We start from the raw sequence: 19911 nt of genomic DNA on the forward strand, positions 1-19911 counted from the left end.
AATCAAATCGAGGGGGCTGTAACCGGAATTAATGCAACTTAGCACATGGAGAACGGGCAGCCGCCCACTCACTCCACCGGCACCGACTTCGCCAGATTCAGCGTTTTTGCCGGTGTCAGACAGGAGGGCACTAACGGCGGTCGCCGGTTGGAATCCTTCCGAGGCGATGGGCGCCGTGCGTCTATCTGCAAAGAAGCGCATTCGCAAGAGCAGCAAACCTAGTCACCCCGACTACGATGCTCTGGCGACAAACGAAGCCGCTGTGCGTGAGTTTGGCGATGCTGTCGCTGGCGGAATCGCTTTCAGTACATTGGTCCGGAGCACACGCGAGGAGCAGCGAAGGCAGCGGAAGGCAGGCTGAAGAACAACCCTATGATTGACGCTCAGACCGAGAAAACGACGGCCATCTCAGACGCTGTGGCCGTCGTTCCTGCGGCTGCGACGTCAGGTGCCGTCGTGAGCTATCGGAGCGCATCCATCAATAAATGTCTCAAGGGATGCTTCCCAAAATCTCAGGTTATGGCTCCCGCTACACCCACCTCAAACGTCAATATTCCCAGCCCGCAACGCATTCGACTCGATGAACGCCCGACGCGGCTCGACATCATCACCCATCAGCGTGGTGAAAATGCCATCAGCGGCAATCGCATCCTCGATCTGCACGCGCAGCAGCCGGCGCACACTCGGATCCATCGTCGTTTCCCACAGCTGCCCGGGGTTCATCTCGCCGAGACCCTTATAGCGCTGCTTCGACACGTTGCGATCCGCATCGGCGATCAGCCACTTCATCGCGCTCTTGAAGTCGGTCACTGCAAGACTGCGCTCGCCGCGCTTGATCAACGCACCCGTGCCGATCAAACCCTTGAACGTGTTCGCCGTGTTCACGAGCTGCTGGTAGTCGGCGGTGAGCTGGAACTCCTCGTCGATCACCGACACCTTCACGTTGCCATGATGGCGCCGCTCGACGCGCAGCGATCGCAGCTCGCGCACCGGGTCGTACATCGGGAATACCGACACTTCCGGCTTCAGCGGATCATCGCGCAGACGCGCCTGGAGCGCGCTGGCCGACGCTTCCGTCGACGCCTCCGACGACAGATCGATCGCCACACCATCCATCACCGCTTCGAGCGCGCGTTCGTCATACAACCGGCTCAGACGATCGACCACCGCCTGCGCCAGCAGATACGAGCGTGCGAGCTCGCCGAGCGCATCGCCGGCGATCGGCGTCGCGCTCTCCGACGGGATCAGCTCCGAGCCCTGCAGCGCCAGCCGCAGCATGTGCGCGTTCAGCTCGGCGCCGTCCTTCAGATAGCGCTCGTCCTTGCCCGCCTTCACCTTGTAGAGCGGCGGTTGCGCGATGTAGATGTAGCCGCGCTCGATCATCTCCGGCATCTGGCGATAGAAGAACGTGAGCAGCAGCGTACGGATGTGTGCGCCGTCGACGTCCGCGTCCGTCATGATGATGATGCGGTGATAACGCAGCTTGTCGAGGTTGTAGTCATCCTTGCCGATGCCGCAACCGAGCGCGGTGATCAGCGTGACGATCTGCTCCGACGACAGCAGCTTGTCGTAACGCGCCTTCTCGACGTTCAGCACCTTGCCGCGCAGCGGCAGGATCGCCTGGAACTTGCGGTCCCGGCCCTGCTTCGCCGAGCCCCCTGCCGAGTCGCCCTCGACGATGTAGATTTCCGACTTCGCCGGGTCCTTCTCCTGGCAGTCCGCGAGCTTGCCCGGCAGGCCGACGCCATCGAGCACACCCTTGCGGCGCGTCATCTCGCGCGCCTTGCGAGCCGCGTCACGCGCGCGCGCCGCGTCGACGATCTTGCCGCAGATGATCTTCGCGTCAGCCGGCGTTTCGAGCAGGAATTCCTCGAGCGCCTTCGCGACCACTTCCTCGACCGGCGCACGCACTTCCGACGACACCAGCTTGTCCTTCGTCTGCGAGCTGAACTTCGGCTCGGGCACCTTCACCGACAGCACGCACGAAAGACCTTCGCGCATGTCGTCACCGGAGGTTTCGACCTTCGCCTTCTTCGCGATCTCGTGATCGACGATGTACTTGTTGATCACGCGCGTCATGGCCGCGCGCAGACCGGTCAGGTGCGTGCCGCCGTCGCGCTGCGGAATGTTGTTCGTGAAGCACAGCACGTTTTCGTTGTAGCTGTCGTTCCACTGCATCGCGACTTCGACGCCCACACCTTCCTTCTCGCCGTTGATGTGGAAAATGGTGGGGTGCAGGACGGCCTTCGTCTTGTTGATGTACTCGACGAAGCCCTTCACGCCGCCGACGAACGCGAAATCGTCTTCCTTGCCGCTGCGCTGGTCGGTCAGACGGATGCGCACGCCGTTATTCAGGAACGACAGCTCGCGGATACGCTTCGCGAGAATGTCGTAGTGATATTCGACCGTGCCGAAGATCGTCTCGTCGGCCATGAAGTGCACTTCGGTGCCGCGGTTTTCCGTATCGCCGACGAACTGCATCGGCGAGGTCGCGACGCCGTCCACGTCTTCGATCACGCGGTTCTGCGCGACGCCGCGGTGGAACTCCATGAAATGCTTCTTGCCGTTGCGGCGCACGGTGAGGCGCAGCCAGCTGGACAGCGCGTTCACGCACGACACGCCCACGCCGTGCAGACCGCCCGACACCTTGTAGCTGTTCTGGTCGAACTTGCCGCCGGCGTGCAGCTCGGTCATCACGATCTCGGCAGCGCTGCGCTTCGGATCGTGCTTGTCGTCCAGCTTCACGTCGGTCGGAATGCCGCGGCCGTTGTCGGTCACGGAGATCGAGTTGTCGGCGTGGATGATGACCTGGATGTCGTTGCAGTGCCCTGCCAGCGCTTCGTCGATCGAGTTGTCGAGAACTTCGAACACCAGATGATGCAGACCGGTTCCGTCGGAAGTGTCGCCAATGTACATCCCGGGGCGCTTGCGAACGGCCTCCAGACCTTCGAGGATCTGGATGGACGAGGCGCCGTAGCTGTTGTCGGGTTGCGAATTGTTCAGTTCAGTCATGGATTTTTTCCGGTTCTGCGTTACTGCTTCGTTACCGCTCGGGAGCTTTTTAAATCGCCATAAAAACGCCAAAGGGGCAAAGCGCCCCCTGGTGTTCTTTTGATTGATGGCCGCGTCAGATACGCATCGGCATCACGACGTATTTGAATTCCTCGTTCTCGGGAATGGTGATCAGCGCGCTCGAACTCGCGTCGCCGAGGCTCACCTGCAGCATGTCGACCTTCAGGTTCGCGAGCACGTCGAGCAGATACGTGACGTTGAACCCGATATCGACGCTGTCGCCCTGGTACGCGATTTCCAGTTCTTCCTGCGCTTCTTCCTGGTCGGCGTTGGTGGACATGATCTTCAGCTGGCCCGGCTCGATGATGCAGCGCACGCCCTTGAACTTGTCCGAGGTCAGGATGGCCGCGCGCTGCAACGAACGTTGCAGCTCTTCGCGACCGATCAGGAAGCTGTTCTTGTGCGCCTTCGGGATCACGCGCTGGAAGTCGGGGAACTTGCCCTCGACCAGCTTCGACACCAGTTCGACCTGACCGAAGGTGAACTTCACCTGGGTCTGCGCGATGTCGATGCTGAGCGTGTCGTCGATGTCTTCGAGCAGGCGCTGCAGCTCGAGAATCGTCTTGCGCGGGATGATCACTTCCTGGCGCGCGAACGACCCTTCGATCTTCATCGACGAATACGCGAGGCGGTGGCCGTCCGTTGCCACAGCCATCAGCTGGTCGCCGTCCACCACCAGCAGCATGCCGTTCAGGTAGTAGCGGATGTCCTGCTGGGCCATCGCGAAGTACACCATGCCGAGCAGCTGGCGGAAGGTCTTTTGCGGCACCGTCAGGTTCGCGCCGAAGTCCTTGGCCTGGTTGACCGTGGGGAATTCGTCCGCCGCGAGCGTCTGCAGCGCGAAGCGGCTCTTGCCCGACTGCACGGTGAGGCGCTTGTCCGACAGCGTCAGCGTGACCTGGCCGTCCGGCATGGCGCGCAGGATGTCGAGCAGCTTGCGGGCGGCGACCGTGGTGGCGACGGACTCGTTGCCGACGCCGAAGTCGGCGCGCGTGGTGATTTGCAGTTCGAGGTCGGTCGACAGGAACGACACATCGGGACCGTTCTTGGTGATCAGCAGATTGGCGAGGATCGGCAACGTATGGCGGCGTTCGACGATGCCGCTCACGGTTTGCAGCGGCCTGAGGAGGTTATCGCGTTCGGTCTTGACCAGTTGCATAGGGTTCCTTCGTTGATGTGACGGCCTGCCCACCCGCCGGACAGCCTTCGGTAAAAGCTGCCCGCCATGTGGCCTCGGCCTCCTGCCGGCGCCACCGCTGCGCCAGACCTGCCTGACCCGCCCACGCCGCTGGGCGGTTAAACCTGTATTGTGCCTGAAAAAGGGACCACTTCCCTGATTTGGGGGCGACTGGAGCAATAAACAGGTCGAATTTTCCGTGGTTATTGCATCGCCCCGCGGGCCCACCGCCGCCGGTGCTGACCGCGGTTCCGGCGAATGCCTCCGGCGCCCCGCCAGCCGTGGCTTTCGGCCCGTTTCGGGCCATCAGCCCTTCAGCGTCTGTTCCAGCACGTGCAGCTCGTGGTTCAGCTGCGCGTCCTTGCCCCGTTCGTCGGCGATCTTGCGCACCGCGTGCAGCACGGTGGTGTGGTCGCGGCCGCCGAACAGCTCGCCGATTTCCGGCAGGCTTTTCTGCGTCAGCTCCTTCGCCAGGTACATCGCGATCTGCCGCGGCCGCGCGATGTTCGCCGGCCGCTTCTTCGAGTACATGTCCGCCACCTTGATGCTGTAGAAATCCGCCACCGTCTTCTGGATGTTCTCCACCGAAATCTGGCGGTTCTGGACGGTCAGCAGATCCTTGAGCGCTTCCTTGGTGAGCTCGATCGAAATCTCGCGGCCATGGAATTTCGAGTACGCGAGGATCTTGCGCAGCGCGCCTTCGAGCTCGCGCACGTTCGAACGCAGATGCTTCGCGACGAAGAACGCGACGTCTTCGTTCAGGTTCACGAATTCCGACTGCGCCTTGCGCATCAGGATCGCGACGCGCATCTCGAGCTCGGGCGGCTCGATCGCGACCGTCAGGCCGGAGTCGAAGCGCGAGATCAGACGGTCGTCGATGCCGGAGATTTCCTTCGGATACGTGTCGCTCGTGATGATGACCTGCGCCTTGTTCGCGACGAGCGCCTCGAACGCGTAGAAGAACTCTTCCTGCGTGCGCGATTTGCCCGAGAAGAACTGGATATCGTCGATCAGCAGCAGGTCGAGCGAATGGTAGTAGCGCTTGAAATCGTCGAACGCCTTGCGCTGGTATGCCTTCACCACGTCGGACACGTACTGCTCCGCGTGGATGTAGCGGATCCGCGCGCCGGGCTTGTCCATCAGCAGCTGGTTGCCGATCGCGTGAATCAGGTGGGTCTTGCCGAGGCCCACGCCACCGTACAGGAAGAGCGGGTTGTACGACACGCCGGGATTGTCGGCAACCTGGATCGCGGCGGCGCGCGCGAGCTGGTTCGCCTTGCCGGTCACGAAGTTGTCGAAGGTGAGCACGGGGTTCAGCTTCGAGCGCTCGTACATCGAGTCGTTCTCGCCGCCCGCGGATGCCGCACCCGAGCCCGGCCGCCACGTGCGGCGCGCGGCCGCAGCTTCGTGGGCGTCGAGGCTGGGAAGATCGAGGTCGGCCGCATCGTCGGCGTCCGACGATGCGGCATTCTGGCGCGCCGCAGCCATGCCGTGGCCGTTCACCGCCGACGAAGGCGCTGCGCCATTGCCGCCACGCGCCGCATTCGCGACGTGCGCGGCCGACGCCGCCTGCACGGCCGCCACCGCGGCATCCACCGCCGCGGCCGAGCCCATGCCCGTTACCACCTGCGACGGCGCAGCGGCCGCGCGCAGGCCAGCCTTCGGATCGAGCACGAACTGGACGTCGATCGGCGCATGCCAGAAATCACGCGCCATGTCGGAGATACGACCGGAAAACTGGCTTTTGACCCAGTCGAGCTTGAAGCGGTTGGGCGCCGCGATCCGCAGCGTGTTCGCCGCCTCGTCGAAGCCGACCGGAGCCAACGGTTTGATCCACGTCACGTATTGCTGGGGCGTCAGCTCGCGCTCCAGCAATGCGGAACAGTGTTGCCAGAAATCGTTCATCGAATGCGGTCGTTTTATTGAGTGCGCGATGGTTCGCCGGCGCTCTTGCCGCGGACGGGTCAAACAGCCCGGAGCGGCCAGGCGAAACAGCCCCGACGCTTGTGCCACAAGGCTTTGACGGGCACAGGCGGGCCGGAGCGACGCGCAGGTTTTTTGGGAAGTAAGGCGAGATTCTAACGCCAAAACGGACCGCAAAGGGAGTTATCCACAGGGCCCGATCAATGGGTCGCGAGCGCTTGCCGACCGCGCGCCATGCTCTAAACTATTGACGGCCAAGAGAAAACCGGCTTAAATAGCGGGTTCCGCGAAAACCAGTTTACCAGCCGTCGGCGTGTGGTACTTTCCGCAGCCTCCCGCGGTGCCGTGCGGTCCATCGTCAATCGAGTGAGAGCAACATGAAACGTACCTTCCAACCTTCCGTGACGCGCCGTAAGCGCACCCATGGCTTCCGCGTTCGCATGAAGACCGCCGGCGGCCGCAAAGTGATCAACGCCCGTCGCGCGAAGGGCCGCAAGCGCCTCGCAGTCTAAGGCTGCGCGATGCGCTGAAGCCGGAGCCCGCGCTGTCGCGGGAACGGTTCGCGTGCCGCAGCAAGGCCCGGTTCCGTTGCAAGCGCAAGCTGCCTTCCCCAAAGCCGCAAGGCTGCTGAAAACGGATGAATTCTCATCCGTTTTTCGTTTGCGCCCATGGCGCCGTACCGCGCATTTCGTCGTGTACGGCCGGCCAACCGGCAACGAGGCGCGTCTCGGTCTCGTGATCGGCAAGAAATATGCGCCGCGCGCGGTCACCCGCAATCTGGTGCGCAGGCTCGCGCGCGAAGCCTTCCGGCAACGGCGCGCGGAGTTCGGCGGTTGGGACGTGCTGCTGCGTCTGCATACGCGCTTCGATCGCAAGGCGTTGCCGGCCGCGTCGTCGGCGTCGCTGAAAATGCTGTGCCGTAGCGAAATCGACGAGCTGCTGAACAAGGCGGCGCGCGAAATCCGGCGGCGCGAAAGCCCGGCCGCCGCCCAGGCGCCGACGCCGACGCCGCCCGGGGTTGCTTCGGCGCAGGAAGCGCCATGATGTCGGCGCGGTCCGAAGGAAGGCATCGCCCGTTCTTACGGAAAGCGTACGTAGCGCGGCCCTTGCCGGCCGCCCAAGCCATGCAGACGGTACTTATCGCGTTACTGCGGTTCTACAAGGTTGCGGTGAGCCCCCTGCTCGGCAGCCGGTGCCGTTTTTATCCTTCCTGTTCCGACTACGCGCGCGAGGCAATCCAGTATCATGGCGCCGCGCGCGGGACTTACCTCGCCGCGAAGCGTCTGTGCCGCTGCCACCCGTTTTCCGCGGGCGGCATCGATCTGGTCCCGACACCCACTTCTGACAAGCGCTGACGCGCCGCTCCATCGACACTGAGACAACGCATGGATATCAAACGCACCGTCCTATGGGTCATCTTCTTCGTGTCAGCTGTCATGCTGTTCGACAACTGGCAACGCGACCATGGACGCCAGTCGATGTTCTTCCCGAACGTGACGCCGACGCATACCGCGTCGACCGCCGCGCCGGGCACGACGACGCCGGGAACCCAGCCGGCCGACCTGCCGGCCACCAACGCCTCCACTGCGGCCGCGCCCGGCTCGACCGCGCCGGCGGCCCAGGGGCAGCTCGTCCACTTCCACACGGACGTGTTTGACGGCGAGATCGACACCCGCGGCGGCACGCTGTCGAAGCTGTCGCTCGTCACGCAAGGCAACGGCAAGCAGCCCAACCTCGTGATCACGCTGTTCGATCACACCGCGACGCACACGTACCTCGCGCGCACGGGCCTGCTCGGCGGCGACTTCCCGAACCACACCGACATCTTCACGGCCACCGACGGTCCGCGTGAGCTTCAGGACGGCGCGAACTCGTTCTCGATCAGCCTCGATTCGCCGGTCAAGGGCGGCGTGAAGGTCGTGAAGACGTACACGTTCACGCGCGGCAGCTACGTGATCGGCGTCAGCACGAAGGTCGAGAACGTCGGTACGGCGCCCGTCACGCCGACCGCGTACATGGAGCTCGTGCGCGACAGCCAGCCGGTCGAAACGCCGCGCTTCTCGCACACGTTCATCGGACCGGCGGTCTACACGAACGAGCATCACTTCCAGAAGATCACCTTCCCGGACATCGACAAGAACAAGCAGGACTACGCCACCAGCGCCAACAACGGCTGGATCGCGATGGTCCAGCACTACTTCGCGTCGGCATGGATTCCGCAGGAAGGCGCGAAGCGCGACATCTACGTCGAGAAGATCGACCCGAACCTGTATCGCGTCGGCGTGAAAGAGCCGATGGCGACGATCCAGCCGGGCCAGTCTGAAGATGTGACCGCGCGTCTCTTCGCGGGTCCGGACGAAGAGCGCATGCTCCAGGGCATCGCGCCGGGGCTCGATCTCGTGAAGGACTACGGCTGGGTCACGATCATCGCGAAGCCGCTCTTCTGGCTGCTCGAGAAGATCCACGGTCTGGTCGGCAACTGGGGCTGGGCGATCGTGCTGCTCACGCTGCTGATCAAGGCGGTGTTCTTCCCGCTGTCGGCGGCGAGCTACAAGTCGATGGCGCGCATGAAGGAGATCACGCCGCGCATGCAGGCGCTGCGCGAGCGCTTCAAGAGCGACCCGCAGAAGATGAACGCGGCGTTGATGGAGCTGTACAAGACCGAGAAGGTGAATCCGTTCGGCGGCTGTCTGCCGGTGGTGATCCAGATTCCGGTGTTCATCTCGCTGTACTGGGTGCTGCTGTCGTCGGTGGAAATGCGTGGCGCGCCGTGGATTCTGTGGATTCACGATCTGTCGCAGCAGGACCCGTTCTTCATCCTGCCGGTGCTGATGGCTGTCTCGATGTTCCTGCAGACGCGTCTGAACCCCACGCCGCCGGATCCGGTGCAGGCCAAGATGATGATGTTCATGCCGATCGCGTTCTCGGTCATGTTCTTCTTCTTCCCGGCAGGTCTCGTGCTGTACTACGTCGTGAACAACGTGCTGTCGATCGCGCAGCAGTACTACATCACACGGATGATGGGCAAGAACAGGAAGAAGGCGGCGGTCGCGAAGTAAATTCCGCGCCGCTGTAATTCCGACAGTTCCGCACATGAGAAGGCCGCCTGGTTCAATCCAGGCGGCCTTTTCTTATCGCAGGTTCGGAACGCGCGGCGGCTAGTTCTTGTCCGCCGCGCCGTAGAATTGCGCGACCAGTTCCTGCACCAGATAGCGCCGGTGCGGGTCGAGGGATTCGATCTTCGACGCAAGCTCGAGCGTCTCCGACGACAGCGGATATTTCTCGCCGGGCGTCACGGGCTTCGGCGTCGACTGCTGTGCGCCGCCGGGCGGTGGTCCGTAGTGCAGCCAGTGCACCTCGACACTGAACCAGTCGGCGAGCGTCTGCAGTTTGTCGTTCGTCGGGATCGTGCGGCCGGACAGCCACTTGTGGGCGGTCTGCGTGGAAACGGGCTCGGCGCCGTAGTGGCGGAGATTGAATCCACGGGCAAGGTCGGTGGCGCCCTTGAGCTTCTCGGGGGCGCGGCGCATCGCAAGCTTCAGGCGCTCAGCGAAGGCCGCTTTTTCGTCAACGGTTGGCATGCGCGCATTGTGCAATTTCAGCCTTTCGCCGTCGACAACCAATCAAGATAATAGTAACTCATGTAGTTTATCAATATCCTGCAGCCCCCGTTGTGGACTAATGGTGCGCCACCCACTCCGTCTTTCGGAATCCTCATGTAGAACCGGGATTTTTGCTCACCAAACAGAGATGATTCTCAAGATTCTGCACGATTACTGAGACAATCGCGCTATCCTGAATGAGATAAATCCAAAACTTCCCAGGGCGACGTCCGAATGCTCCCGGTTCTCGGCCGGCCACCCGGGTCGTCACCTTGCCCGCGATACAATCAGGCGTTTCGCGCGCCCCGCCCTGTTTTTTCTGCTCCTGTCGCCGCCTCCTGCCATGCCCTCTTCCGATTCCGATCCGATCGTCGCCATCGCCACCGCTCCTGGTCGTGGGGGGATCGGCGTCGTCCGGATCTCGTTCGGACGCGCTGGCGCGCCCGCCGCGGAGACGCTGATGAGCGAGTTGACGGGCCAGGTGCTCAAGGCACGACACGCGAGCTACACGCCCTTCTTCGACGAAGGAGGCAACGCGCTGGACCACGGCATCGCGCTGTACTTCCCGGCGCCAAATTCCTACACCGGCGAGCACGTGCTCGAACTTCAGGGACACGGTGGCCCGATCGTGCTGCAACTGGTGCTGCAGCGATGCGTCGATGCGGGTCGCGCGTTCGGCCTTCGTCTCGCGGAACCCGGCGAATTCACCCGACGCGCGTTCCTGACCGACAAGCTGGATCTCGCGCAGGCCGAAGCCGTCGCCGATCTGATCGAGGCCAGCACCGAGGCCGCGGCGCGTTCGGCCGGCCGCTCGCTGGAAGGCGTGTTCTCGCGCGATATTCACGCGCTGGTCGAAGAGGTGATCACGCTGCGGATGCTCGTCGAGGCGACGCTCGACTTCCCCGAAGAGGAAATCGACTTCCTCGAGGCCGCCGATGCGCGGGGCAAATTGCGCCGCATCCAGGAACGCCTCGCGGACGTGCTGCGCGAGGCCCGCCAGGGCGCGCTGTTGCGGGAAGGACTCTCCGTCGTGCTGGCGGGACAGCCGAACGTCGGCAAGTCGTCGCTGCTCAACGCGCTCGCCGGCGCCGAACTCGCGATTGTCACCCCGATTGCCGGTACGACACGCGACAAGGTCGCGCAGACGATCCAGATCGAGGGCATCCCGCTGCACGTGATCGATACGGCCGGCCTGCGCGACACCGAAGACGAGGTCGAGAAGATCGGCATCGAACGGACGTGGGGCGAAATCGAGAAGGCCGACGTCGTGCTGCATCTGCTCGACGCGCGAAGCGGCCAGACCGCGGAAGACGACGTCATCGCCGCCCGCTTCCCCGCGAACGTGCCGGTGGTGCGAATCCTCAACAAGACGGACCTGACCGACCAGGGACCCGTGGTGAACACGCTCGGCGACGCGAGTGCGACGGGCAAGGATGTGCGCGAGATCCGACTGTCGGCGAAGAAAGGCGACGGCATCGCGCTGCTGCGCGCCGAACTGCTGCGAATCGCAGGCTGGCAGGCGGGCGCCGAGAGCGTGTATCTCGCCCGCGAGCGCCACCTGATTGCGCTGCGCGCGGCCGAAGAGCACCTGCAGTTCGCCGCGCAGCACGCCGGGCAGAACGCCCAGGCGCTGGATCTGTTCGCCGAGGAACTGCGGCTCGCGCAGGAGCAGCTGAATTCCATTACCGGCGAGTTTACGTCGGACGATCTGCTCGGAGTGATTTTCAGCCGATTTTGTATTGGCAAGTAATGCCTGGCCCGAGGCGTGGCATTGCGTGCATGCGATTTACGCTATTTTCGCGAAACCTTTCCTCGCTGAAGGTAACCAGAAGGCCACTTCCAGGCCACTTTAATTTGGTACACAGAATGGTACACTTCGGCTCACGCTATTCTCTGTGTACCAACGCTCATCATGCCCCGCGCCGCTGTCCCGCTGACCGATCCTCAAATCCGCACGCTTGAGCCGCGTGCAACGCGCTACTCGATCGCGGACGGCAACGGGCTCGTGCTCGAAGTGATGTCCACCGGCAGCAAGATCTGGCGGTTCCGCTACTCGCTGAACGGCGCGCGACAGCCGCTCGTCACGATCGGCGACTACCGGAAGATCTCGCTGCGGGTAGCGCGGGCGCGGGCGCAAAAGTACGCGGACATGGTGGCAGACGGCCAGTCGCCGGTGGCCGCGGCTCGCCAGGATCGCGGCGCCGAAAAGCGCGTCGAAACGCTGCGCGACGGCGCCGAACTCTACCTGGCAAGCGGTCTGAACGGCAAATCGGACGACTATCGACGCACGAACCGCCGGGTGCTCGAGAAGGACGTGCTGCCCGTGCTTGGCGGCAAGCCTGTCGGCGAAGTCACGGCCGACGACGTCGCCGCGATCTGCACCCGGATCAGCGAACGCGGGTCGCCGAAGATGGCGCTGCATACGCGCAACGTGATCAAGCGACTGTACGAGCATCTGAACGAGCGGCAACTGGTCTCCGGCAATCCGGCGCAGGCCGTGCCGGCCCGCTTCATCGCGACGTCGGAGAGCCGCACGCGGGTGTTGAGCGCGCAGGAAATCGGCGTAACGATGCGCGCGATCTACGCGTCGAACATCCGCAGGCCGCTCAAGCTCGCGCTTCATCTACTGGTGCTGACCATGGTCCGCAAGTCCGAGCTGATCGAGGCGCGATGGAGCGAATTCGACCTCGCGTCGGCGGTCTGGAACGTCCCTGCTGCGCGCGGTCGCGCGGATGGGCAGCTCGCCGTCCATCTGTCCCGACAGGCGGTCGCGATGCTCGCCGAACTGCGCGAAGGACGCGCGAGCAGGACTTATGTGTTCCCAACCGTCCGCGGCTTCGATCGTCCGATCGCACACAGCACCCTCAATCAGGCGGTGAAGGCGCTCGGGCTCGAGGTCGAACATTTCGTGCTGCACGATTTTCGACGCACGGCATCGACGCACCTTCGCGGAATAGGAGAAGCGGCCGGCCAGGTCACGCGAGGCCAGGCGGATGACGGGCGGATGGAAGCAGGTGGAACCGAAGTCGGCGCGCAGCATGCCATCGATCCGCGCGAAGCCGCGCAGCGGTGGGCAGATTTCGTCGAAATGCAGATTGGGACGCTGGGCATCAACTGATCGGGACGCTGCTGGAATGCCGCACACGTGACAGCCTATTGGTACACAGCACTTTCCGCAATGAATACATGTGATTGATTTTTAATCATTTTTACCCAATCCCACTACATTCCAAAGCGTTTCGCGCGCTGGTCAGGCCGCGAGTCCTCGTCGCACATGGATGTTCTCGCGTGCAAGCCTGCTACCCGGCCCTGTCTCAACGGTGATGCAACAGGCTGCGTAACGGATGCCGCCAGTCGATATGACGTTCGCCACCCCGGATATCGGCCTGGTGCCGGTGTTCCTGCCAGAGCTCATCGGAAAAGAGGAATGCCACGATCACCAGCGGCACGACCAGAAAAGCGCCAAGGATCAGATTCTCGATCACGATAACCTCCACTCGCGGACAGCCAGTCAGTCCATTCTAACGACGCCGCCAGCACCCTGCACGCGCGCCAGAATCCGCAACGTGGGCCGGCATACAGACCCTCTGGAACCCTAACCTTCATACGACTGTTCTGGCATTGTTTTTGTCCTACGCTTCGCACATTCGGCGTTCGTCGCTGCGCTCTGTTTCAGATGACTTTATGTGCGGCGCAATAGTGCGTGATGCATTTTTATTAAGGAACTTAACTACATCGGCTGCGATTTGAATTGATGGTTAAAAGCCTTGCTGGATAAGGTTTTGCCACGATCAAACAGATTCTGCGAACAGGAAAAGGAATCCACGAAAACCCTCAATGCGTCGCAGCAAATCGTCGCACGCGACACTGCGACAATTCGCCGCTGTTGCGAGCGCACACAAGATGTGCTTGTGGTCTTGCGCGATTCTTCTAGAGTGAAAGTTGCGGGTGCGCTGTTGGAGTTAAATACATAGCTAACCTTAGTAATAACCCGCAGGAGGCAGAACATGAAAAAGCAGCTCGCCGTTCTTTTCGCAGCAGCGGGTTTATTCGCCGCCTCGGCCGCTCAGGCTCAGGATACCGTGATTGCGCCGCAGCAGACGATCCAGTTCCAGGCCAACGCCTACGGCTGTCTGTCAAAGGACAAATTCGACTCCGCGTACCAGCACGCACAGTCTGGCGAACAGCAACAGATGCAGGAGTTTTTCTCCGGCTACGAATGTCTGTCGACGCCTGAAAACGCGAAATTCCGCGTGGTGCGCGTCGTCGGTCACGATGTCGAATTCGTGAATGCCGGTAATTCGGATACCGAAGGACTCTGGACCAACGACAAGTTCATCAAGCAATAGCCCCCTGAAGCTTTATCGTTCGCCGCCCGAGCGCGGCGAACTGCGTATCGCCGGATCTGGTAGCAGCCGGATCTGACGTCGGTCTCGCGCACTCATTTCGAAAATGGCCTGACGAAAGTCCGGCCATTTTCATTTTCAGGCGCGGATTCAGCCGGCGACCCACCGTACCGCTTGCCGGTTCCGCCATCGACACCAACATTCGGTATCATCACACCCCTTCAGGGGCGGTGGTCGCGGTTAATCAATCGACCATGACTCGCCCCGCATGATTCTTGCGTGAGTTTGCGCATGCCGCGCTCTCGCAATCCTCTTCTGTTTTCAGCTGCGGTCCGCTCGGCGGACCTCGGGTACAGTATGGCGCTCAAATCCACCATTTACAAAGCCGATCTGCAGATTGCCGACATGGATCGGCACTACTACGGCGATCACGGGCTGACGATCGCGCGTCATCCGTCCGAAACCGACGAGCGGATGATGGTGCGCGTCGCGGCCTTCGCACTGTTTGCGCACGAACGACTCGAGTTCTGCAAAGGTTTGTCGGATACCGACGAACCCGATCTGTGGCAAAAGGATTTGACGGGCGCGATCGAAACCTGGATCGACGTCGGTCAGCCCGACGAACGGCGCATCGCGAAGGCGAGCGGCCGCGCGAACGACGTCATCGTGATCGCGTACGGCGGCCGCGGCTCGGATATCTGGTGGCAGGGCGTGCGCAACAAGATCGAGCGTCTGCGCAACGTGACCGTGTGGACGCTGGGCGAGGGCGTCGCCGAGGCGCTCGGCGCGCTCGCCGAGCGGACGATGCGTCTGCAGTGCACCGTGCAGGACGGCTCCGCCTGGCTTGGCAGCGCGGACGCGGACCCGGTACCGATCGAATGGACCGTGCTCAAGCCGCCGGCGAGCGTCTAAGGAATCGCCGCGCGCCAATACCTTCAGGCGCCGCCCGCGCATCACGCTAACCGCGAACCGCTCCGCAACCTCAAAGGGACGTCATTCGGGCGGCGTCGGGCGGCCCCTTGAGTTCGACCATGTTGCCGTCCGGGTCGAACAGATAGAGCGACGGCCCGAAGCCATCCGCGCCATAGCGCACACCGTGCTCGCCGAGCCGCACGCCCGCGGCGGTCAGATCTGCGGTCAACGCGTCGGCATCGAACGGATCGATCCGCAGGCACAGGTGATCCAGATTGCAGCCGGTGCCCGGCGTGCCGCATTCCTTCCGGTCCAGCTTGCCGCCGACCGCCAGCAGATCGATCAACGACCGTCCCGCACGCAGTTGCACCAGACCCAGATCGGCCTGTTCCTTTTCGAGCGTGCAACCCAGCACGTCGCAATAGAAGCGGGTGAGCGCGGGCACGTCGGCGGAGCGCAGCACGATGTGATCGATCTCGCGGATGTGGAATTTCATGGATGCATCCCTTTTTCACTCGATTGAAAACGCGGTGACTGAGGGCAGTTTAGGAGATGGGAGCAGAGCGCAGGTGCCAGGAAGACCGTAGCTGCCCGGGGCGCCAGCGGACAGAACGCTGGGCGAAAAAAAACCCGCTCACTAGGGAGCGGGCTTAATCCATATCAGGAGGAGACATGGAGGAGACAGAGACCACTATACACAACGAGCTAGTGCGGTGCAATAATTTTTTAGGGGAAAACCCTCGAATTCGGCAAGTTCTGAACCGGCGCGAAAAATCGGTAAAGGTGACTCATGTCGGTATCACACCAGGGCTGGGCGGGTGGAAAATTCGGGACGAATCGGCAGGGATCTTGCTGCCAATGACAGAGCAAGATCTGGAGCGTACTGTACGAACCTGCCCACTAAATTGGTGACATCGAAACCGCCATTCGGGGCACACGATGAAAACCTCACACACCACGCAAGACTGGTCCACCGACGACGCGCGCTGGACCGCGGTCAACCGCCGCGACAAGGACGCCGACGGTGAGTTCTTCTACGCCGTCAAGACGACTGGCGTGTTCTGCCGCCCGTCGTGCGCGTCGCGGCTGCCGCGGCGCGAAAACGTCGCGTTCTTCAACACAACCGACGATGCGCGCGCAGCCGGCTTTCGCGACTGCAAGCGCTGTCAGCCGGGCGGTCTGCCGCGGGAACTCGAAATCGTGCGTCGTGCGTGTGCTGCGCTCGATGCCGATCCGCAGCAGCGCCTCACGCTCGCGCAGCTGAGCGACGCCGTGCACGTCAGCCCGTTCCATCTGCAGCGGCTGTTCAAGCGGGTCGTCGGCGTATCGCCGCGGCAATACCAGGCGGCACAACGCGGGGCGGCACTGCGTGACGCACTCTCGCGCGGCGCGGACGTGACGCGCGCAAGCGCCGACGCCGGCTTCAGCTCGCCGTCGCGGATGTACGACACGGCGCCGGCCGAGCTCGGCATGGCGCCGTCCGCGTACCGCCGCAAGGGTGCCGGACTCACCGTGCGCTACGCGAGCGCGCCGACGAATCTCGGCATCGTGCTCGTCGCGGCAACCGAGAAGGGCATCTGCCGGATCGCATTCGGCGACGACGAAACCGCGCTCGTCGACGAAATGCGCGACGAATTCGCGAACGCCGAGCTGATCGCGGACACCGCAGCGCTCGCACCGTTCATCGGCCAGATCAGGGCCTACCTGCACGGCGAGCGCGAGCGTTTCGATCTGCCGCTCGATATCGCCGCGACGGCCTTCCAGCAACGCGTGTGGGATGCGCTGCGCCGCATCCCGTACGGCGAGACGCGCAGCTACTCGGAGATCGCCGAGTCGGTCGGGTCGCCGCGCGCGGTGCGGGCCGTCGCGAGCGCCTGCGCGTCCAACCCGGTCGCGCTCGCGATTCCTTGTCACCGCGTCATTCACAAGGGCGGTTCGCTCGCCGGCTATCGCTGGGGGCTGCCGCGCAAGACCGTGTTGCTCGATACCGAAGCGCAGCACGCCGCGGATACGACGCGCCGCCCGGCCGGCACGGCGACAATCACCGATCTGGACCACGCCGCTTGAGTCAACCACTTTCCACTCTTCAGGCGGCCACGCTCGAACTGCCTTTCAAGGCGCCGTTCGACTGGCCGCGTCTCTTGCGTTTCTTTGCGGGCAGGGCAACGCCCGGCGTCGAAGCCGTCGAAGACGGCGCGTATCGCCGGGCAATCGACTGGCACGGCGACGGCGGCACGTTATGCGTGCGTCTGCATCCGCGTCGCCGCTGCATCGTCGCGACGATCGATGGCGACGCGGCCGCGCATGCCGATGCGCTGGCCGCGCCGATCGCGCGCATGTTCGATCTGCGCGCGAACCCTGCCGCGATCCGCGCGCACTTCGCCGACGACCCGTGGCTCGCGCCATTGATCGAAGCCGCGCCGGGGCTGCGCGTGCCCGGCGCATGGTCGGGCTTCGAGCTGGTGGTGCGCGCGATCGTCGGGCAGCAGGTCAGCGTGAAAGCCGCGACGACGATCATCGGCCGGATCGTGCAGCGGGTCGGTGAGCGCATCGAAGGGCACGCGCACGATGGCACCGCCTGGCGCTTCCCGACGCCCGCCGCGCTTGCCGCCGCCGACCTCGCGAACATCGGCATGCCCGGCAAACGCGTCGCGGCGATCCAGGGTTTCGCGCAGGCGGTCGCAACGGGCGCGGTGCCGCTCGACGATCCCACGGTCGACGCGACCGCGCTGCGCGCGGCGCTGCTCGCGCTGCCGGGCGTGGGGCCGTGGACGGTCGAGTATGTCGCGATGCGCGCGTGGCGCGACACGGACGCATGGCCCGCGCTCGACCTCGTGCTGATGCAGTCGATCACGGCGCGCGACCCGTCGCTGGTGCGTGCGACGCAGCAGCGGCAACGCAGCGACGCGTGGCGCCCATGGCGCGCGTACGCGGCGATGCATCTGTGGAACGAGATCGCCGACAAGGCGGGCGCCGCGCGCGGCGGCTGATCGCGGCGGCTGATCGCGGCGGCTGATCGCGGCCGACACGCCACAACGAAACCGGCGCAATCGTAATATCGCCGGTTACATATTCCTGCAACCCGCGGGCGCGTCGACGAGGCGTGCCAGGCACCGGTCCGTGCCTTCGCCAAACGCGCCGAAGGCACGTCAAGCAGGGGTTTCGGCGAGATGTTAAAGTGCCCGCTACTGAAATCCGACCGCCGCCCGAGCTGCAGTGCACGACCGCGGGCGCCCGACCGAATCCATCCATGCCACACTCGACCACACTACGCACGACCGACGCGCTCACTCACCGTCTGTCCGTGCTGACGTCCGGCCCGCAGCGCGATGCGCTGCTGCACGGCCTGCGCGGCATCGAAAAGGAAAGCCTGCGCGTCACGCACGACGGCACGCTGGCCATGACGCCGCATCCGCGCGCGCTGGGCTCGGCGCTCACGCATCCGTCGTTGACGACGGACTACTCGGAGGCCCTGCTCGAGCTCATCACGCCGGCGGAACACGACGCGTCGATCACGCTCGAGCGTCTCGACGAACTGCATCGCTTCGTCTATGCGTCGATCGGCGACGAGCTGCTCTGGAACAACTCGATGCCGGGTCTGCTGCCGGCGGAAGACAGCGATATTCCGATCGCGCGCTACGGCAGCTCGAACATCGGACAGCTGAAATACGTGTATCGCGTCGGTCTCGCGCTGCGCTATGGCCGCACGATGCAGTGCATCGCCGGCATCCACTACAACTACTCGCTGAACGAGGAAGTGTGGCGCCTGCTGCACGCCGATCAGCAGTCCACGGCAAGCGCGGTCGACTATCAATCCGACCGCTATCTCGCGCTGATCCGCAACTTCCGCCGCACGAACTGGCTGCTGATGTACCTGTTCGGCGCGTCGCCGGCGATCGATCGGCGCTTTCTGCGCGGCCGTCCGCACAAGCTCGATACGTTCGATGCCGACACGCTGTTCCGCCCGTACGCGACGAGCCTGCGCATGAGCGATCTCGGCTACTCGAACACCACCGCGCAAGCCGCGCTGCATGCGGACTACAACACGCTGCAGGGCTACCTCGACGCGCTCGCGAAGGCGGTCAGCCAGCCTTATCCGGCATACGAAGCGATCGGCACGCAGCGCGACGGCGAGTGGGTGCAGATCAACACCAACGTGCTGCAGATCGAAAACGAGTTCTATTCGACGATCCGCCCGAAGCGCGTCACGTATCCCGGCGAACGGCCGCTGCATGCGCTCGCGGCCCGCGGCGTGCAGTACGTCGAAGTGCGTTGCATGGATATCGACCCGTTCGAACCGAACGGCATCTCGCTCGAAACGGCGCGCTTCCTCGACGCCTATCTGCTGATGTGCGCGCTCGACGACAGCGCGCCGCTGCCGCCCGACGCGTATTGCGAGGCGAACGTCAACTTCGGCCTCGTCACGATGGAAGGGCGCAAGCCCGGCCTTGAGCTGACCCGCGACGGGCAGCCTGTCGCGATGCGCGACTGGGCGCTCGAACTGCTTGCGAAGATCGAACGCACCGCCGCGACCCTCGACGCGTTGCGCGGCGACGACGTGCATATGCGGTCGCTGGAGCGGCAGCGCGCGAAACTCGACGACCCGGCGCTCACGCCGTCGGCGCGGGTGCTGCAGACCATGCGCGACCAGCAGCAAGGGTTTCTCTCGTTCGCGCTCGCGAAGAGCGAAGAACACGCGCGCCACTTTCGCTCGCAACCGCTCGATCCCGACGTCAGCGCGGCCTTTTCGAAGCTGGCCGGGCAGTCGCTCGCCGAGCAGGACAAGCTCGAACGCGACGAGGTCGGTTCGTTCGACGCATTCGTCGCCGCCTATCGCGCGTACACGCTCAACCGCTTCAGCGTGTGAGGGCAGCGCGTT

17 protein-coding genes are annotated in these 19911 nt (G+C 63.7%); 11 read left to right on the forward strand and 6 right to left on the reverse strand.

Annotation, left to right across the window (positions count from 1 at the left end; all coding sequences use genetic code 11):
• Positions 1-540: 540 nt before the first annotated feature.
• The 3 genes from gyrB to dnaA form a co-directional block, all read right to left on the reverse strand.
• Complete coding sequence (gene gyrB, locus DVS29_RS29045) at positions 541-3012, reverse strand: DNA topoisomerase (ATP-hydrolyzing) subunit B (protein ID WP_118183990.1); 2472 nt, start codon at positions 3010-3012, stop codon at positions 541-543.
• 115 nt (positions 3013-3127) lie between these two features.
• Entirely contained in the window at positions 3128-4231 is a 1104-nt protein-coding gene (gene dnaN, locus DVS29_RS29050) for a DNA polymerase III subunit beta (RefSeq protein WP_118183991.1), read from the reverse strand.
• 324 nt (positions 4232-4555) lie between these two features.
• A complete protein-coding gene (gene dnaA, locus DVS29_RS29055) occupies positions 4556-6154 on the reverse strand; it encodes a chromosomal replication initiator protein DnaA (RefSeq protein WP_240655835.1) in 1599 nt (532 codons plus the stop codon).
• Positions 6155-6549: 395 nt separating this feature from the next.
• Between dnaA and rpmH the strand changes: the two genes are divergently transcribed.
• The 4 genes from rpmH (at position 6550) to yidC (ending at position 9231) form a co-directional block, all read left to right on the forward strand.
• Positions 6550-6684 carry a 50S ribosomal protein L34 gene (rpmH, locus tag DVS29_RS29065; RefSeq protein ID WP_026120950.1) on the forward strand — a complete coding sequence of 45 codons (135 nt, stop codon included), beginning with the start codon at positions 6550-6552 and terminating at the stop codon, positions 6682-6684.
• Between the two features lie 52 nt (positions 6685-6736).
• Positions 6737-7216, forward strand: a complete 480-nt coding sequence (gene rnpA, locus DVS29_RS29070; protein ID WP_118183993.1) for a ribonuclease P protein component — start codon at positions 6737-6739, stop codon at positions 7214-7216.
• 80 nt (positions 7217-7296) lie between these two features.
• Positions 7297-7527, forward strand: coding sequence for a membrane protein insertion efficiency factor YidD (yidD, locus tag DVS29_RS29075; RefSeq protein WP_118184025.1), 231 nt, complete (start codon positions 7297-7299; stop codon positions 7525-7527).
• 30 nt (positions 7528-7557) lie between these two features.
• Positions 7558-9231 carry a membrane protein insertase YidC gene (yidC, locus tag DVS29_RS29080; protein WP_118183994.1) on the forward strand — a complete coding sequence of 558 codons (1674 nt, stop codon included), beginning with the start codon at positions 7558-7560 and terminating at the stop codon, positions 9229-9231.
• A gap of 99 nt (positions 9232-9330) precedes the next feature.
• Here yidC and DVS29_RS29085 read toward each other — a convergent pair whose 3' ends face one another.
• Positions 9331-9753, reverse strand: a complete 423-nt coding sequence (locus tag DVS29_RS29085) for a transcriptional regulator (protein WP_118184026.1) — start codon at positions 9751-9753, stop codon at positions 9331-9333.
• A gap of 364 nt (positions 9754-10117) precedes the next feature.
• Here DVS29_RS29085 and mnmE point away from each other — a divergent pair, with 364 nt between their 5' ends.
• Both mnmE and DVS29_RS29095 read left to right on the forward strand, forming a co-directional pair.
• Entirely contained in the window at positions 10118-11524 is a 1407-nt protein-coding gene (gene mnmE / locus DVS29_RS29090) for a tRNA uridine-5-carboxymethylaminomethyl(34) synthesis GTPase MnmE (RefSeq protein ID WP_118183995.1), read from the forward strand.
• Positions 11525-11686: 162 nt separating this feature from the next.
• On the forward strand, positions 11687-12892 hold the full coding sequence (locus DVS29_RS29095; protein WP_118183996.1) for a tyrosine-type recombinase/integrase: 1206 nt from the start codon (positions 11687-11689) through the stop codon (positions 12890-12892).
• A gap of 196 nt (positions 12893-13088) precedes the next feature.
• Here DVS29_RS29095 and DVS29_RS37460 read toward each other — a convergent pair whose 3' ends face one another.
• Complete coding sequence (locus DVS29_RS37460; RefSeq protein WP_164708014.1) at positions 13089-13259, reverse strand: hypothetical protein; 171 nt, start codon at positions 13257-13259, stop codon at positions 13089-13091.
• Positions 13260-13781: 522 nt separating this feature from the next.
• On the opposite strand from DVS29_RS37460, the gene sap1 reads away from it, so the two are divergent.
• Both sap1 and DVS29_RS29110 read left to right on the forward strand, forming a co-directional pair.
• A complete protein-coding gene (gene sap1, locus DVS29_RS29105; protein WP_118183998.1) occupies positions 13782-14123 on the forward strand; it encodes a surface attachment protein Sap1 in 342 nt (113 codons plus the stop codon).
• A 354-nt stretch (positions 14124-14477) separates the two neighbouring features.
• The gene (locus tag DVS29_RS29110; RefSeq protein ID WP_118183999.1) at positions 14478-15032 is read left to right on the forward strand and encodes a YaeQ family protein; all 555 of its coding nucleotides are present in this window, start codon (positions 14478-14480) and stop codon (positions 15030-15032) included.
• 70 nt (positions 15033-15102) lie between these two features.
• On the opposite strand, the gene DVS29_RS29115 is transcribed toward DVS29_RS29110, so the two are convergent.
• Positions 15103-15528 (reverse strand): VOC family protein, encoded by a 426-nt coding sequence (locus DVS29_RS29115; RefSeq protein WP_118184000.1) that lies wholly within the window; start codon positions 15526-15528, stop codon positions 15103-15105.
• Between the two features lie 443 nt (positions 15529-15971).
• On the opposite strand from DVS29_RS29115, the gene ada reads away from it, so the two are divergent.
• From ada to gshA, 3 genes are all read left to right on the forward strand, one after another.
• The gene (gene ada / locus DVS29_RS29120; RefSeq protein WP_118184001.1) at positions 15972-17099 is read left to right on the forward strand and encodes a bifunctional DNA-binding transcriptional regulator/O6-methylguanine-DNA methyltransferase Ada; all 1128 of its coding nucleotides are present in this window, start codon (positions 15972-15974) and stop codon (positions 17097-17099) included.
• The gene (locus DVS29_RS29125; protein WP_118184002.1) at positions 17096-18022 is read left to right on the forward strand and encodes a DNA-3-methyladenine glycosylase family protein; all 927 of its coding nucleotides are present in this window, start codon (positions 17096-17098) and stop codon (positions 18020-18022) included. The genes ada and DVS29_RS29125 overlap by 4 nt, the downstream gene beginning before the upstream one ends.
• Before the next feature lie 260 nt (positions 18023-18282).
• Positions 18283-19899 carry a glutamate--cysteine ligase gene (gshA, locus tag DVS29_RS29130; RefSeq protein ID WP_118184003.1) on the forward strand — a complete coding sequence of 539 codons (1617 nt, stop codon included), beginning with the start codon at positions 18283-18285 and terminating at the stop codon, positions 19897-19899.
• The last annotated feature ends 12 nt before the right edge of the window (positions 19900-19911 follow it).

It is taken from the genome of Paraburkholderia phosphatilytica (assembly GCF_003443895.1).
GTDB lineage: Bacteria > Pseudomonadota > Gammaproteobacteria > Burkholderiales > Burkholderiaceae > Paraburkholderia > Paraburkholderia phosphatilytica.